This window comes from Tenacibaculum insulae (assembly GCF_964512435.1).
Classification (GTDB): domain Bacteria; phylum Bacteroidota; class Bacteroidia; order Flavobacteriales; family Flavobacteriaceae; genus Polaribacter; species Polaribacter insulae_A.
Genome location: NZ_OZ208512.1, coordinates 790,458 through 805,897, shown reverse-complemented (window position 1 = coordinate 805,897; position 15,440 = coordinate 790,458). Strand labels below are relative to the sequence as shown.

At 30.3% G+C, this 15,440-nt stretch carries 14 protein-coding genes; 9 read left to right on the top strand and 5 right to left on the bottom strand.

The annotated features are described in order from the left end of the window. Nucleotides 1–151: 151 nt before the first annotated feature. The 9 genes from ACN5J5_RS03675 to ACN5J5_RS03635 all read left to right on the top strand — a co-directional run bounded on the left by ACN5J5_RS03675 (nt 152) and on the right by ACN5J5_RS03635 (nt 8,112). A complete protein-coding gene (locus ACN5J5_RS03675; protein ID WP_418645958.1) occupies nt 152–1,120 on the top strand; it encodes a M23 family metallopeptidase in 969 nt (322 codons plus the stop codon). Nucleotides 1,121–1,138: 18 nt separating this feature from the next. Beyond that, on the top strand, nt 1,139–1,468 hold the full coding sequence (locus tag ACN5J5_RS03670; RefSeq protein WP_418645957.1) for a MerR family transcriptional regulator: 330 nt from the start codon (nt 1,139–1,141) through the stop codon (nt 1,466–1,468). An 18-nt stretch (nt 1,469–1,486) separates the two neighbouring features. After that, on the top strand, nt 1,487–2,098 hold the full coding sequence (locus ACN5J5_RS03665; RefSeq protein ID WP_418645956.1) for a LemA family protein: 612 nt from the start codon (nt 1,487–1,489) through the stop codon (nt 2,096–2,098). Then, nucleotides 2,098–2,538: a TPM domain-containing protein gene (locus ACN5J5_RS03660; RefSeq protein ID WP_418645955.1), complete on the top strand. Its 441-nt coding sequence runs from the start codon at nt 2,098–2,100 to the stop codon at nt 2,536–2,538. The genes ACN5J5_RS03665 and ACN5J5_RS03660 overlap by 1 nt, the downstream gene beginning before the upstream one ends. A gap of 7 nt (nt 2,539–2,545) precedes the next feature. Beyond that, the gene (locus ACN5J5_RS03655; protein WP_418645954.1) at nt 2,546–3,352 is read left to right on the top strand and encodes a TPM domain-containing protein; all 807 of its coding nucleotides are present in this window, start codon (nt 2,546–2,548) and stop codon (nt 3,350–3,352) included. 11 nt (nt 3,353–3,363) lie between these two features. Next, nucleotides 3,364–4,215: a hypothetical protein gene (locus tag ACN5J5_RS03650; RefSeq protein ID WP_418645953.1), complete on the top strand. Its 852-nt coding sequence runs from the start codon at nt 3,364–3,366 to the stop codon at nt 4,213–4,215. 81 nt (nt 4,216–4,296) lie between these two features. Next, on the top strand, nt 4,297–4,623 hold the full coding sequence (locus ACN5J5_RS03645) for a hypothetical protein (protein ID WP_418645952.1): 327 nt from the start codon (nt 4,297–4,299) through the stop codon (nt 4,621–4,623). Nucleotides 4,624–4,688: 65 nt separating this feature from the next. Then, on the top strand, nt 4,689–5,441 hold the full coding sequence (locus tag ACN5J5_RS03640) for a GLPGLI family protein (RefSeq protein WP_418645951.1): 753 nt from the start codon (nt 4,689–4,691) through the stop codon (nt 5,439–5,441). Nucleotides 5,442–5,463: 22 nt separating this feature from the next. Continuing rightward, a complete protein-coding gene (locus tag ACN5J5_RS03635) occupies nt 5,464–8,112 on the top strand; it encodes a carboxypeptidase-like regulatory domain-containing protein (RefSeq protein WP_418645950.1) in 2,649 nt (882 codons plus the stop codon). A 43-nt stretch (nt 8,113–8,155) separates the two neighbouring features. Here the strand turns inward: ACN5J5_RS03635 and ACN5J5_RS03630 are convergent, their stop codons facing one another. Genes ACN5J5_RS03630 through ACN5J5_RS03610 form a run of 5 tightly spaced genes read right to left on the bottom strand, consistent with a single transcriptional unit; the run spans nt 8,156 to nt 15,439 of the window. Then, nucleotides 8,156–8,524, bottom strand: coding sequence for a DUF423 domain-containing protein (locus ACN5J5_RS03630; RefSeq protein ID WP_418645949.1), 369 nt, complete (start codon nt 8,522–8,524; stop codon nt 8,156–8,158). 11 nt (nt 8,525–8,535) lie between these two features. Continuing rightward, the gene (locus tag ACN5J5_RS03625; protein WP_418645948.1) at nt 8,536–12,195 is read right to left on the bottom strand and encodes a metallophosphoesterase; all 3,660 of its coding nucleotides are present in this window, start codon (nt 12,193–12,195) and stop codon (nt 8,536–8,538) included. A 42-nt stretch (nt 12,196–12,237) separates the two neighbouring features. Then, a complete protein-coding gene (locus ACN5J5_RS03620; RefSeq protein WP_418645947.1) occupies nt 12,238–12,813 on the bottom strand; it encodes a nucleotidyltransferase family protein in 576 nt (191 codons plus the stop codon). 1 nt (nt 12,814) lies between these two features. Continuing rightward, nucleotides 12,815–13,834, bottom strand: a complete 1,020-nt coding sequence (locus tag ACN5J5_RS03615; protein ID WP_418645946.1) for an XdhC family protein — start codon at nt 13,832–13,834, stop codon at nt 12,815–12,817. A 39-nt stretch (nt 13,835–13,873) separates the two neighbouring features. After that, nucleotides 13,874–15,439 (bottom strand): protein adenylyltransferase SelO, encoded by a 1,566-nt coding sequence (locus ACN5J5_RS03610; RefSeq protein ID WP_418645945.1) that lies wholly within the window; start codon nt 15,437–15,439, stop codon nt 13,874–13,876. Between the last annotated feature and the right edge of the window lies 1 nt (nt 15,440).

Here is a 15,440-nt window from a genome sequence, read left to right as displayed (position 1 = left end):
CGATTTGAGCTCGAAATTTTGTTAAATAATCATTAAAAAACAACTATTGAAAAGTAGTTTTAAAACATTTTGTAAATTTGTGTGTTTTCAAACTGTACCCCTTAAAAGAAGTTGCTTGTTTAACGAGCACAAAAATAGTATATTTAGTATTATGGCAAAAGTAAAATATTATTACGACCCCGAGACGTTATCTTACCGAAAAATAGAGTCGAAAAAAAGCGAAAAATATAAGAAATCGTTTTTAGGAGGTATTGGTGTTTTATTAATTGCTTTTTTTGGTTTTATAGGTTTTAGTCAGTTTTTAATGTCTCCTAATGAAAGAGCACAAAAAAGAGAGTTAGAAAATTTTAAGTTGCATACCGAGTTAATGTCTAAAGAATTAACGGTGCTTTCTGAAAGATTATCAGAATTACAAGAACGTGATAATAATATTTATAGAAGTTATTTTGAAGCTAGCCCGATACCAGATGAGCAGCGTAAAGCTGGTTTTGGTGGTGTAAATAGATATAAGCATTTAGAAGGTTTTAAAAATAGTGCGATGATTACCAACGTAACTAAAGAAATAGAAATTTTATCTAAACAAATGGTGGTACAATCAAAATCGTTAGATGAAATTGTTGGCTTGGCTAAAGAAAAAGAAAAGATGTTGGCATCTATTCCTGCGGTTCAGCCAGTAAAAAATGAAGATTTAAAAAGAATGGCTTCGGGGTATGGCATGCGTTTACATCCTATTTTAAAATCATGGAGAATGCATAACGGAATGGATTTTACTTCGCCAAGAGGTACGCCTATTTTTGCTTCTGGTAACGGAAGAGTTAAAAAAGCATACCGTAGTGCCACTTTTGGTAAAGTTGTATACATAGATCATGGTTATGGTTATGAAACAATTTATGCACACATGAGTAAAATGGTTGCAAGAAAAGGACAAAAAGTTAAGCGTGGAGATATAATTGGTTATGTTGGTAATACAGGACGATCTGCAGCTCCACATTTACATTATGAGGTACATAAAAATGGTAGACCTGTAAACCCGATTTATTATTATTACGGAGATTTAACTCCTGAAGAGTTTATAGCCATGCAAAAGGCATCGCAACAAAAAGGACAATCGTACGATTAATTAGAAATTACTAAGAAAATGTATGTAGATTTACCTGAAAAAAGATATTATAAAATAGGTGAAGTATCAAAAGCCTTTAATGTAAATGTTTCGTTAATTCGTTTTTGGGAACAAGAGTTTGAGGTAATTAAACCTAAAAAAAATGCAAAAGGAAATCGGTTATTTACCAAAGAAGATATCGAAAATTTTAAACTCATATTTAATTTAGTAAAAGAAAGAGGATTTACTTTAGAAGGTGCCAAACAAAAATTAAAAAGAAACCCTGAAGATGTTGTAAATAATCACGAAATTATAAGTAGATTAGAAAGGGTAAAAGCAGCATTACAAAAAATCAAAAATCAATTATAAAAAAAAAGTCAGTCAATTATGAAAAAATGGTTAGTACCTTTAATTATTGTAGCAGTAGTAGTATTTGCAATCTTTAAATGGGTTGTAGGATTTAATAATACCGCAGTAAGATTAAACGAAAATATAGCTGAAGCTTGGGGTAATGTAGAAACAGCATATCAAAGAAGAAGTGATTTAATAGGTAATTTAGTAAAAACAGTTCAGGGAGCTGCCGATTTTGAAAAGTCAACACTTACAGAAGTGGTAAATGCAAGAGCAAAGGCAACTTCAATGAATATTGATCCATCGAAAATAACTCCACAACAATTAGCAGAATTTAATAAGGTGCAAGGAGGTTTAAGTGGAGCTTTAAAAAGTTTATTGGTAACGGTAGAGCGTTATCCTGATTTAAAAACAAATCAGAATTTCTTAAAATTACAAGATGAATTAGCAAGTACCGAAAATCAAATTCTTACGGTTAGAACTCGTTTTAACGAAGCAATTAAGCCGTATAATAATCATGTAAAAGTGTTTCCTAATTCAATTCTTGCAGGATGGTTTGGGTTTGAAGGAAAACCTTATTTTGAAGCTGAGGCAGGTGCAGAAAAAGCACCAGATGTTAATTTCGATTTTGGTAATAAAAAACAATAATGTCACAAGTAGAAGACTTTCTTTCTAAAGAAGAAGAACAAGAAATTGTAGCAGCTATTAAAAAAGCAGAGCTAAATACTTCTGGCGAGATAAGAGTTCATATAGAAGCATCTTCTAATACAGAAGATGCTTTTAAACGTGCATTAAATGTGTTTCAATCGTTAAAAATGTATGAAACCAAGCAGCAAAATTCCGTGTTAATTTATGTAGCTGTAAAAGATCATAAATTTGTAATTTATGGTGATGAAGGTATTAATAAAGTAGTGCCAGCTAATTTTTGGGCAATAACCAAAAATATTATGCAAGCTCATTTTAAAAAAGGCGCTTTTAAAAAAGGAATTGTTGAAGGTGTTTTAAAAGCAGGAGAGGAATTAAAAACACATTTTCCTTGGCAAACAGATGATGTAGATGAATTGTCTAACGAAATATCTAAAGGGTAAAAAAATCTTGAAAAAAGCAGCACATATTTTATTTTTTGTTATCGGACTTTTAGTTGTTCAAACAACATTTTCTCAAGGATATAAAGTTCCTGAAAAACCGAAAGAACAAACAAGTGTTTACGATTATATAGGTTTATTATCTAGTGGGCAAAAAGTAACATTAGAAAATAAATTAATTAAATATTCTGATACAACTTCTACCCAAATTGTAGTAGCGATTATCGACTCGACAAACGGAGAAAGTATCGGAATTTTAACTCCCAGATGGGCACATGAGTGGGGTATTGGTCAAGCAAAAGAAGATAACGGTGTTTTTATTTTACTAGCTAAAAATGATCGAAAAATATGGATTTCTCCTGGTTATGGAGTAGAGCATAAACTAACAGCAGGAATTGTTGGAGAAATTACACGAAATTATATTATTCCGCAGTTTAAACAAGGTGATTTTTACGCAGGATTAAACGCAGGATCTACAGCTATTTTTAAAGTTTTAAATGGCGAATACAAAGGCGAACGTAAGCAGAAAACGAAAGGTTTTGATCCGAGTTTTATCATCTTTTTTATTATAGTTATTATCTTTTTTATCGTAATTTCTAAAGGAAATAAAGGTAATAGAGGTGGTGGAAAACGAAATTACAGGCGTTCAACATCAAGAGATATCTTAGAAACTATTATTTTAAGTAGTGCTGGTCGTGGTGGTGGATTTGGCGGCGGCGGTTTTGGTGGTTCTTCTGGTGGATTTGGTGGCGGCGGCTTCGGAGGAGGTTTTGGCGGCGGCGGATTTAGCGGTGGTGGTGCTGGCGGTAGTTGGTAAATTAATTTTGTATGATACAAAAAAGTATTGCAATAGTTTCTTTTTTATTGATGGTTAGTTGTCAAAATTTTGGAGAACTAAAGGTACTTGCAAGCTTGCCATATTCTTTAAATGAAGTTTCTGGAATTGAAAAAATAAAAGGTTCTAATTTATTGTGGATGTTAAACGACGCAGGAAACAAACCAATAATTTATGGCGTTGATATTAACGGTAAAATTATTAGAGAAGTTGTTGTAAAGGCTAAAAATAATGATTGGGAAGATTTAACATCAGACGAAGAAGGAAATTTATATATCGCTGATTTTGGGAATAACAATAACAAACGAAAGAATTTAAGGATTTTAAAAATTCAGCATCAAGATTTATTAGAAAAAGATGAGGTTACTGTAACTAAAATTAAATTCTCATATCCAACACAAACAAAGTTTCCTCCAAAAAAGGAAAATCGTTTTTTTGATGCAGAAAGCTTACTGTATAAAAACGGATTTTTATACATTTTTACCAAAAGTGCTGTTAAAAATAGTTTCGGTAAAACTACTTTGTATAAAATTCCTGCTATTAAAGGAAATTATATTGCAAAACAACTCTCTTTTTTTGAAACATGCTCACATCAAACATGTAAAATAACAAGTGCAGCATTATCGCCAAATGGTAAAAAAATGGTTTTGCTAAACCATCAATCTGTTTTTGTTTTTTCAAATTTTGATGGAGATAACTTTTTTTCAGGCGATGTTAAAAAACACTTTTTAGGGCATTCTTCTCAAAAAGAAAGCATCACCTTTAAAAATAACCATGCACTTTACATTACAGATGAAAAATCGAAATCGGTAGGAGGTATGTTGTATGAGTTTAAATTTGAATAAAAAGTATAATTCTCTTGCTTATTTATTTATTTATTTATTTATTTATTGCGTAAGTATTAATCAATTAAATATTTACAAATTATGAAAAAGTTATTATGTATTGCTTTATTTAGTATTGCAATGGTGGTAAATGCCACGGAAAGTAAAAAAGAAGTAGAAGTAAAAAATACTACTGAATTGCAGGTCGAAAAAAACTTGTTAGAGAACAATCAATCGTCTAATAATGAAGTGTATGTTGTTCAGGGTTGTGGGGAAAGAGCTAATTTAGAGTATGATAAGTGGAGAGAAGCTGGTTTTACACATAGAGAAGCAAGATCATTGAGAAGAGATTGGGTTAGAGGATGTAGAGGCGGTGCATTGGCATGGTTAGATGTCGGTGTATGGATTTGGGGCACAGAAGGGCTTTAAAAAAAAATATTTTAACTAAAAAGAGGTTGTTTGATTTTCAAGCAACTCTTTTTTTATTATTTATAATGATGAAAAAACGATACATTATACTATTTTCCTTATTGTTAAGTCTTTCAGTTTTATCTCAAAGTAAAAAACAATATGCTAAAATTAAAGTTAGTTACAGTTTAAAAATAACTATAGACAAAAACTTAGCAAAGCATAAATCATTATTGAGTTCGTTTCCTAGATCAGGTTTAAAAATTGAAACAGCAGCATCAGAATTTGATTTTTCTTTAGTGTTTAATGACTCTATCTCTATGTTTTATTTAGAAAAAAAATTATTTTCTGATAATCGTTCTGCTAATTTAGCAATAATATTTTCAGGTTATTTTGGTAGAATTAAACAACTGCCCAATAATTATATAACAGAAAATTTACAAGAAGATTTTGGTAAGTTTCTAGTAGTACGTCCCTACCAAAAATGGGAGTTACATGATGAAACCAAACAAATAGGAGAGTTTGTATGCTTTAAGGCAACTACTTTTTATACGGTTACAACACCTAAAGGCAAAGTTTTTAGGCGCAATTTTACCGCTTGGTACACGCCACAGTTACCTTATAAGTTTGGACCAGCAGGTTATGGTAATTTACCAGGGCTGATTGTAGAACTACAAGGAGATGGTATTACTTATGGAATTAAAAAAATAGAATTTTTTAATGAAAATAATAAGAAAAACCAAATGCCTAAGCTAAAAAAGAAAAGAATGATTACTGAAGAAGAGTTTGAGAAGTTAGCAGCAGAAGATGAAAAACGTTGGAAAAATAGAAATAAATAATTACTGTTTTTCTTTATAAAAAATGAATTTAAAAAATTTAATAAATTGCTTTTTTTTATTGTTAAGTTGTATTGTTTTTTCACAAAAAAACAATACAACTATTAGTGGTTTTGTAACCGATAGCCTACAACAACCATTAACAAATGTAACTTTAATTGCTGTACCTGTAAAAGAAAAAGTAGCTGTAAAATATGCCATATCAAATGCTAAAGGGTTTTATAAACTAGAGCTGCAAAAAGGAATTAATTATTCGCTTAAAATTTCGCATTTAGCATATAACTCAATTAATGAACAAGTATCTTTTTTAGAAAGCAAATCGAATTATAATATAAAACTGAGCCTAAAAAATGAAAATTTAGATGAGGTTGTTATTAATTATAATTATCAACCCATTGTAAAAAATAAAGATACTATTACTTATAAATTAAATTCATTTACCAATGGTAATGAGTTTAAAATGAAAGATGTGCTTAATAAATTACCAGGTATAAAAACAGATGATAATACAATTAAAGTACAAGGTAAGACAGTAACTAAATTGCTGGTAGAAGGAAAACCTTTTTTTGATGGTAGCACAAAGTTAGCTATTGAAAATATTCCTGCTGGTGTAATGGATAAAATTGAAATTATATCTAATTATAAAGAGTCTGAATTGCTAAGAAATTTAGCAGATAATGAAGATTTAGCGTTAAATGTAGTTTTAAAAGAAGATAAAAAGAAATTTAGATTCGGAGATATAGAAACTGGTATTGGACTTGATAAATTTTACAGCTTTCACACCGCTTTATTTAAATATAATCCTACATCTAATATGAGTTTTATCGGAGATATTAATAATTTTAATAATAGTAGTATAAGCTTTAACGATTTATCTCGATTAGTTGGTGGCTCAAGTAACCTATTTCGTAAGAGTAATTTATCTAGTAATTTATTGAGTTTAGCATCTAATAATAAAAACAGATTTGAATCACTTACACGTTTTTCAGCTTTAAATTTTCAACATGAGTTTAATAATAAATTTAATGCAACAGGTTATGCTATTTACTCAAATAACGATATAGTAAACAAATCTTTATCTAAAAGAGAATATTATACAGATGACCAAACCATATTAGAAACTAGAAATAATTTTAGAAATACAGATAATAAATCTGCAATTGTTAATTTAAAATTAAATTATAACCCTAATGCTTCTCAAAAGTGGATATATAATTTTAATTATTTACTTAATGATGCAAAGTTTAATAAAGAGTCATTATCAACTTTACAAAATACAAATCAGTTTTTTAGTGATACAAATGGAGATAATAATAGTTTTACACATAATTTAGAAGGTTATTTAAAACTCAACAATAAGCACACTTTAGGAGTTGCTTTTCGTCAAAATATTACAAATTCAACTTCTACCAATAATTGGTCTAGTAATAATGCATTTTTAGAAAGTTTTTTACCATTAACCCAAGCATCACATTATCACATACAACAAAAAAATAAGATAAATGCTCAAAACTTAAACTTACTAATTAAAGACTATTGGTTAACAAGTAGATATTATCATCTTTTTTATAGTATTGGATTTAATTATAAAAAATCAAGAATAAAAAGTAATATTCGTCAAATATTACCAGACGACTCTGTTGTAGAATTTTCTCAATTAAATAATAATAATCCTTTAACACTTTCTGATTTAAATTTTGGTTTAGGAATAAAATCTCAGTTAGGAAATGTAGAACTTATTTTAGAGGCAAAACCACACTATTATAAATTTAATAGAGCCCAAATTAAAGATACAAAGCTATTTGTTGAACCGAAATTTAAATTAGATTATAAAATAGATGATGATGTAACGCTAGATTTTGATTATGCTTACGGTAATAAATATTTAAGTGATTTTAATTATTTAGAAAATATAAGGATTACAGGATTTAACTCAATTGTGCAAGGAAACCCAAATCTTTTAGATGAACGTTTTCATAACTTTGGTGTTTATTATAGTAATTATAAAAATATTGATACATATTCTTTAGATGTATCATTAGATTATAGTATTAATAATCCTGTAAAAAATAATAGCATAACTCAAACTGGAATTAATCAATTAAATACATCTGTTATACTTAATTTACCAGAAGAAAGTTTAGGTTTTAATACAGAATTTGGACTTATATTTAATAAATCGAACTTAGATTTAAGTTTTAGCTTAGATTTTTTTAAAACTAATCAAGTTATTAATAATGAAATTAATATTATTAATTCTTACGAATATAATTTAAGTGGTAAATGGGGAATTAAACTAAATAAAAAAACTCAAATGAGTTTAAAATACAATTATTCGGAATATAAAGTAAGCTTTGATGAAGATTCTCGTTCAACAGAAAATAAAATCTCTTTAAATTTTGATAGTAGATTTTTAAAGAATTTTATATTTAAAACTAATTTTTCTACGCATTTTGTAAATGATTTTAGTAATAACACTCAAAATTATGTACTGCAAAATTTATCGTTAGGATATTATCAGCCTAATAGTAAATTTTCTTACGGGTTAAAGTTTAATAATATTTATAATAACGGAGTAATAATTAGAAATACATTTAGTAATAATTTACTTATATCTAATCAAGTTTTTACACTGCCTCGTGTGTTTTTATTTGAATTAAAATATAAATTTTAAGTTATTATAAAAATATACCGAGGTATGTTATATGAATTAAAGCTTAAATAAACTCAAGCAATAACATTATCCATCCAGCAACTAATAACAATCCGCCTAAAGGAGTTATAGGTCCTAAAAACTTCATTTTTTTGCCTTTCGCAGCCGATAAAATCAAACCGTAAATACTAAACGAAAATAGAATGATGCCTAAAATAAAAGCCAAACTCATTAATTGATTTGGTTTTGAAAATGAACTTCCTACAAATAATAAAACTATGGCATGATACATTTGATATTTTACCCCAGTTTCAAAAGATTTTAATTGGTCTTCAGATAAAATTTTCTTTAAAGCATGTGCGCCAAATGCACCAAATATTACGGCTAACCCTCCAAATAGAGCACCAGAAATTAAAACAACTTGTTGTGTCATTATTGTTTGTGTTAAAAATTAAACCCAATGCTAAAAGCAATTCGATTTTCGTTGGTATCTCCTTTAAAATAAGAAACGTTGGCGGTAAACATATCAATACCACTTAACCAAAGAGAACCACCATAACTTGTATGCCATTTTTTTGAGTTTGGTGAATGAGGAGACCAAATTTTACCGTAATCAAATCCACCAGTAATACCGAATTTTAAAGGTAAAATTTTGTTTTTAATGCTTCCGAAACGCAAACGTAAATCGTTAGAATGGTAAAAACTTTCGGTACCTGCAAAACGCTCTCTATGAAAGCCTCTTAAATTACGATCGCCACCTAAAGTTGCTGCTTGGTAAATTTCAAAACGATTACCAACATTTACATGTGTACCTACTTCTGAAGCAAATACTAACGAACGATTTTGTACTAAGTTTTGGTAAATAGCCAGCGAGGTTTTAAAATAACCAAAACGTCTTTTGTAATCATCTAAATTAGCTTTTGCCCCTAAAGTAATATCAAAATTCATTCCTTTGCTCGGAAAACTAGGGTTGTCTACTCTGTTGTGGTTAAAATTAAATTCACCTCCCCAAAAATAATTGGTATCAAAAATATTGGTTGGTTGTGTGTTAAAATTATTAATATTTCTTGTAGGCGTATTCTCTATTTCTATAGATTCAATAGTACCGGTAATTCTAAATTTACTTCCGCCTCTTAATCTTTTTAATAAAGATGGAGAAAAACTAATCTCCTCTTTTTTTACTCGGTAATGATCTAAGTTGAAAGATTGATCGTAAACCGATTCATTTCCCCATCCGAAGAAATTAAAAGAATAGTTATCGCTTGTTACTTTGGCATATAAATGCAAACTCCAATCACTTATAAAATCTGTAAATTCACCATTATATTCTATGTCGTAACCGCTGGTAGCAGAGTAGTGGTTGGCAGCAATGATGTGTTGACTACCAAAAGGACGTTTTTTAAAGCCTTGTTTTGTGTAGGTAAGTGAAGCTCCGAAAAAGAAACCGTCATCAGGATTAAGACCTAAGTTAGGTAAAACAACCGTTGTGTTATTGTTTATATCTCTATGGTTGTAAGTGTTTTTCCAGTAATTGTCAGAACGTAAATCAGCAGTTTCAGCACTTTTATTTATGGTGTTTTCTTTTGATTTATAATCGTAAATTTTGGTTTTTTTACTCCAACCGCTAACCTTAGATTCATCAGTATATAGATCATGATCTTGTCCGCCAATAATTCGTAATAAAACGCTATCGTCAACATCTCCAGAAATTAAAAATTCATCATTTCCATTTAAACCATAAAGTTGTACTTCGTCAGTTTCATTTGTTTTTATGGTACGATTATAAATTTCGTCTTCTTTTCTGTAAACTGCAATATTGGTTTCATTATCATTTAAACGTTTAATGATAAACTTGTCGTCTTTATCGCTTCCTATAATGTACACTATTTTTGCTTGATTTTTATAATAGCGTTTTGCAATATTTTTTAAATTATCTCTTCTTGCTTTTAATTTAGAGATGGTTTCTTCTCCATCAATAGCATAAATTGATTTTGGTAATTGTTTAATAGCTTTTTCAATAACCTCGTTGGTTAAGTGTTTTTGAATATAATTTACTTGTTGCAACCAGTCATTTAGTGTTAATTCATTTAAAAATTCTGCATCAAAAAAACGAGGATAATTATTATACCACTTCATGTTTTTAATATCGTTTTCAAAAGTTTGCATGTTTTTTACTATAGGTGCAAATTGTTGAAATAAAGGAATCATTATTCCATCAAATTTAGAAAAAGGTTGATCTCTATCTCTAGGAATTGGGCGATAAAATGTTTTGCCTTCATCTGTTTTAAATGTTGCCCAACGCCATTGATCTTCGTGCCTGTCCCAATCACCAATTACCATGTCAAATAAACGAGAACGAATTGCCCATTCTTGATCTATACTGTGTTTTCCGTTTTTTCTAATTTTTTCTAAAACATCAAAAGTACTGATGATTTTTGTTGAGTTTCCAAAACTATCTAACTCACTTCTGTCGCCAGAAGGACGCTCTTCTAACAAGTACAACTCGCCTCCAAAATGCGCGTTATGTTGCCCTAAAGCGGGTTGTTTAGGCATGTAATACAGCTTAGGATTGGTGTGGTAAATATTTACTGCACTTGCCATATCTGGAATTACAAATGCTGCATACGGATGCGACATCGTAAAAATATCATGTAAAACATCAACAACTATGGTTCCCTTTAAGGCACCGCCCATAATACGACTTCCGTCTTTTATTACTGAGCGCAAAGCATATTGTTTTCCATCCGGATTTTCTAATCGCAATGAATTTGTTTGATTCCCACCACCACGTCTAACAGGTTTTAATCCGCCAAAAACGTTTTCTAATTCTAATACAGGTACTTTTACTTTTGTGCCATATTTTTCACGATGTAAATCTCCCCAAATAAATTTATGAAAACCACTTACTTCGGTATCTTTTGGATTGTAAATAGAGGTTTCTATAAATTTTTGATGGGTATCATATTCAGAAAAATTACTAAATGTTTCAATCTTTTTAGGTTGAATGATTTGTTTACTAAACAAGAGGTTGTTTCCGTCGGTAGTATTTGCCGAATAAAATTCAATTACAGCCGATCCGTCAGTGTAATAGTTTAGTTTCGAATACCCGTGATTACCATAAGTAAACTGAGCTCCATGACCAATTAAAGCTGCGGATTGTTTAGAACCAGAACCACTAATTACTTGTTTAAATCCGCCTTTTTCTATGTATTGTAAATTATGTTCGTGACCAGAAACAAAAACAATATTTTTATTAAAAGCAGCTGATGCTTTTTGTATTTCGGTTATAAATTTACTGTAGTATTCGTTAAAATTATCAGTCTGAATACCAGCATGAGACCTGATTACATTTTTAAGAGTTCCTAAAACAGGAATTGGTTTTAAATGATCTTTAGCAGAAAAACTACCGCCATGAGGCCCGTTACTGTATAACGGATGATGCATTGCTACGACTACGTTTTTATACCTGTTTTTTTTGAATAAGCTAATTACTTCATCCATAAAACGTTCGCGTGTTTTAATATCGCAGTTTTCGTTAATGGTAGGATGTTGATCCCAGTCTGAAATAAACCAACGACTATCAATAACAATTAAAGTTAAATCGTCGTTTATGGTTACTTTTTTTATTCCGCAACCATTTTCTGGTAAAAAAGAACCTTTGCCTAAGGCTTCTTCTACCATTTTTTCTTGGCGCTTTAATCCTTTTACACCATTGTACCAATCGTGATTTCCTGGAATAAAAATGGGTCTTCCATTAAAATTTTTTACAACATCAATTTGTGTTTGTATTCGATGTTCTGCCAATTTACGCTCTGTACTTTCTTTTTTAGGCATTCCGTAAGGATAAATATTATCTCCTAAAAAAACGGCTGTTGCATTTTTATCAGCTTTAGCTAAATCTTCTTTAAAATACTTTAAAGAAGGTATGGTTTTTCCCATTTCAGCATTTCCTGCATCTCCAATTAAATAAAAAGAATGTGCTAATTCTTTGTTAACAGTAATTGTTTTAGGGGCGTTTTTATCAACATAGTTTGCTTTGTATGAAGCACAGCCAACAAGTATGATAATTGCAATAAAATAAAGGAAAGATTTTACAGAGTTCATAAACGTATTTTTACAGTGCAAATTTACTTTTTTTTTGCGTATTTAATAAAGGTTGCGATACTCATTAACAGTATCGATATCAATTAAATTGATAGGCTTTATAGATATAATTTCTTTTTGATGTTTTTCTAAAAAATATTTAGCTCCTTTATCTCCGCTTAATTTTAAAAGTTGCTGAAAATAGTGTTTTGGAAAAATAGCAGGAACGCCATTTTTTTTATCATAAGTAGATGCTATTATTTTAGCACTATTTTCTTCGGATGTTGTGATTAACTCACTTAAATAATGTGCCGTTACATTGGGTTGATCGGCAAGCATAATTAAAACAGTATCAAAATCTTTGTCTTTTAAATAATTAATTCCTGCAACAATACTAGAGCTTAAGCCATGGTTAAAATCAGCATTAAAAATTGTTGTTACAGGGTAGTTTTCAATTGATTTTTTTACAGGAATTGCATTGGCCCCTAAAACACAAAAAACAGCATTTGCTTTTGATTGTATGGCTTGTTTTATAGCCCAACCTAATAAAGTAGTTTTTTTATACGGAAGTAATTGTTTTGGACTTCCCATTCGGGAAGATTTACCTGCGGCAAGAATTAAAATGGCGCTTTTTTTCATTTTAAGTATGAATTTTACCAGTAATTTTTTTTAAAGAAAAAACTTCTTTATTACGAACTACAGATAATATTTCGGCTAAAATAGATAAGGCTATTTCTTCAGGTGTTTCTGCACCAATGTTTAAACCAGCTGGCGTAAAAATTTTATCTAAAAAAGAGTCGCTAATTTCGGGAGCAAAATCAAACAGTTCATTTAGTAACTTTTCACGTCGTTTTGCGGCACCTAAAATTCCGATATAAATAGGATTTTGTTCCTGTAACTTTAGCAGCCAACGTAAATCGTACGTAAAATTATGATTCATAATTACAATAGCCGTATTTTTATCAATGTCGGCTAATTGAATTACTTCTGGAGTTTGAGCAATAACAGATTTAGCTGTTGGAAAATCATCCAATTGTTTAGGGTCTTTTATCGAAGTAATTACATCTACTTGCCAACCTAATTGGGTTGCCTGATTGCTTAATTTTACCGCATCGTGCTCGCCACCAATAATTAATAAACGGAATAAAGGTGGTAATTTTTGCTTAAAAATTAAATTGTTATTTTTTTCTGACAGATTAAAACGATCAGAAAAGGTAATTTTTTGATGCTTACAAAACTCAATTACAGAACCGAAATTACCATAACATTCATCTTCTTTTTGATAATAAGAATCTATTTTAAAAGACTTTCTTTTAGCTAAGTTTTCAGAGAAAAGAGTAATAAATTCGGTTGTTATTTTAACAGGCTCTAATAAGATATACAAAACACCTTCGCAACCTAAACGGTAACGGCCATCATAAGTTATAATTTTTGCTTTTTGATCTTTAAAAACCGATTGAGCTCTTAGTTGCACTTCTTTTTCTACGCAACCGCCGCTAACTGCACCCATTATTTTTCCGTTGTCAGATAATAACATTCTAACTCCAGGTTTTCTGTACGATGATCCGTCCAAATCAACAACAGTGGCTAATACATTTTGTATTCCTTTTTGTTGATTTAAAATTATTTGCTGAATAATTTCTTTGAATTCGTAAGTCATTTAATAATGTTAATTGCCGATTTTTAAATGTACAATTTTTTAAGAACTACAACTTAACACCGAACAGCCTATTTTATGACGCGCCCATTCTGGTCGTTTTGCAAACCATTTTTGATGGTTAGGTTGCTCAGAATACGGATTTTTTAGTAATAGATACAGTTCGTCTATTAAATTATAATCGCCTTTGTCGGCAGCATCAATTGCTAGTTGCGACATGTAATTTCGTAAAACATATTTTGGATTTACAGCATTCATTTTTTCCTTTCTTTCTGCGTCAGAAAGAGTTTCTTGTTGTAACCTTTTTAAATAGCGTTGAAACCAATCTTTCCAATGATTTTTAATCTCATTTTTAATGTTATCAATAGTATAAAAAGCATCTTCAATTTTTTTGAAAGCACTATCAAATTTATCTTCTTTAGTAATTTTAGCTAAATTTCTAAAGAAAATAGTCATATCAGCTTCTGATAATTGTAAAGTTTCTTCTAATCTGCCAATAAGCTCTTTATCGTTTTCATCATCAATAAATAAACCGATTTTAGCTTTTATCATTTCTTGATATTTCTTGTTATAAATATCAGAATATCCGTCTAAAATTTCTTGTATTGGCGGAACTTCATCAATAAGAGGATACAAAGCATTGGCTAGTTTAAATAAATTCCATAAACCTATTTGCGATTGATTTCCGTAACGGTATCTTTTATGTTGATTGTCGGTTGTGTTGGGTGTCCAACCAAAATCGTAACCTTCTAACCAACCATAAGGCCCATAATCAATAGTTAATCCTAAGATAGACATGTTATCGGTATTCATTACGCCATGTACAAAACCAACGCGTTGCCAGTGCACAATCATGTCGATTGTTTTATTTCTTATTTCTGATAAAAAATCAAGATATTTTTGTTTTGCTTCGGATGTAATTTCAGGATAAAAATATTTGATGGTATAATCTGCTAAGACCTTTAGAGCAGGTGTGTTTTTTCTTGCTGATAAAATTTCGAAATTCCCAAAACGGATAAAACTTGGCGCTAAACGAGCAACGATGGCTCCTTTTTCGTAGGCCGAATTACCGTTGTAAAGCATGTCTCTTAAAACTTCATCACCAGATAAACTTAACGACAAAGCGCGCGTGGTTGGAACCTCTAAATGAAACATGGCCTCACTACATAAATATTCTCGTATTGATGAGCGTAAAACAGCTAAACCGTCGGCAGTTCTTGAATACGGAGTTTCGCCAGATCCCTTTAATTGTATAGCCCAACGTTTGTTATTGTGTACTACTTCTGTTAAGTTTATAGCACGACCATCACCCAATTGTCCTGCCCAATTACCAAACTGATGTCCGCCGTAACACATGGCAAAAGGATGGGTGTTTTGTATGATTTTATTTCCAGTAAAAACATTTAAAAACTCTTCTGAATTTGCATCTTCAGTTGATAGTCCGATTTCGGCTAACATTTCTGTAGAAACATGTAATAATTTCGGATTCGCAGTTTTTGTAGGTTCAACAAACGAAAAACAAGCATCTAAAACTTGTCTGCGAGCTTTCCCTGTAATTTTATCGGCAGGTAATTCTTTATTAAAAGTATCTTGAATGTTAAGTTTCATG

Coding starts and splice junctions, on each gene's coding strand:
- ACN5J5_RS03675 (WP_418645958.1), top strand. CDS start 152: ATGGCAAAAGTAAAATATTATTACGACCCCGAGACGTTATCTTACCGA.
- ACN5J5_RS03670 (WP_418645957.1), top strand. CDS start 1,139: ATGTATGTAGATTTACCTGAAAAAAGATATTATAAAATAGGTGAAGTA.
- ACN5J5_RS03665 (WP_418645956.1), top strand. CDS start 1,487: ATGAAAAAATGGTTAGTACCTTTAATTATTGTAGCAGTAGTAGTATTT.
- ACN5J5_RS03660 (WP_418645955.1), top strand. CDS start 2,098: ATGTCACAAGTAGAAGACTTTCTTTCTAAAGAAGAAGAACAAGAAATT.
- ACN5J5_RS03650 (WP_418645953.1), top strand. CDS start 3,364: ATGATACAAAAAAGTATTGCAATAGTTTCTTTTTTATTGATGGTTAGT.
- ACN5J5_RS03645 (WP_418645952.1), top strand. CDS start 4,297: ATGAAAAAGTTATTATGTATTGCTTTATTTAGTATTGCAATGGTGGTA.
- ACN5J5_RS03640 (WP_418645951.1), top strand. CDS start 4,689: ATGATGAAAAAACGATACATTATACTATTTTCCTTATTGTTAAGTCTT.
- ACN5J5_RS03635 (WP_418645950.1), top strand. CDS start 5,464: ATGAATTTAAAAAATTTAATAAATTGCTTTTTTTTATTGTTAAGTTGT.
- ACN5J5_RS03630 (WP_418645949.1), bottom strand. CDS start 8,524: ATGACACAACAAGTTGTTTTAATTTCTGGTGCTCTATTTGGAGGGTTA.
- ACN5J5_RS03625 (WP_418645948.1), bottom strand. CDS start 12,195: ATGAACTCTGTAAAATCTTTCCTTTATTTTATTGCAATTATCATACTT.
- ACN5J5_RS03620 (WP_418645947.1), bottom strand. CDS start 12,813: ATGAAAAAAAGCGCCATTTTAATTCTTGCCGCAGGTAAATCTTCCCGA.
- ACN5J5_RS03615 (WP_418645946.1), bottom strand. CDS start 13,834: ATGACTTACGAATTCAAAGAAATTATTCAGCAAATAATTTTAAATCAA.
- ACN5J5_RS03610 (WP_418645945.1), bottom strand. CDS start 15,439: ATGAAACTTAACATTCAAGATACTTTTAATAAAGAATTACCTGCCGAT.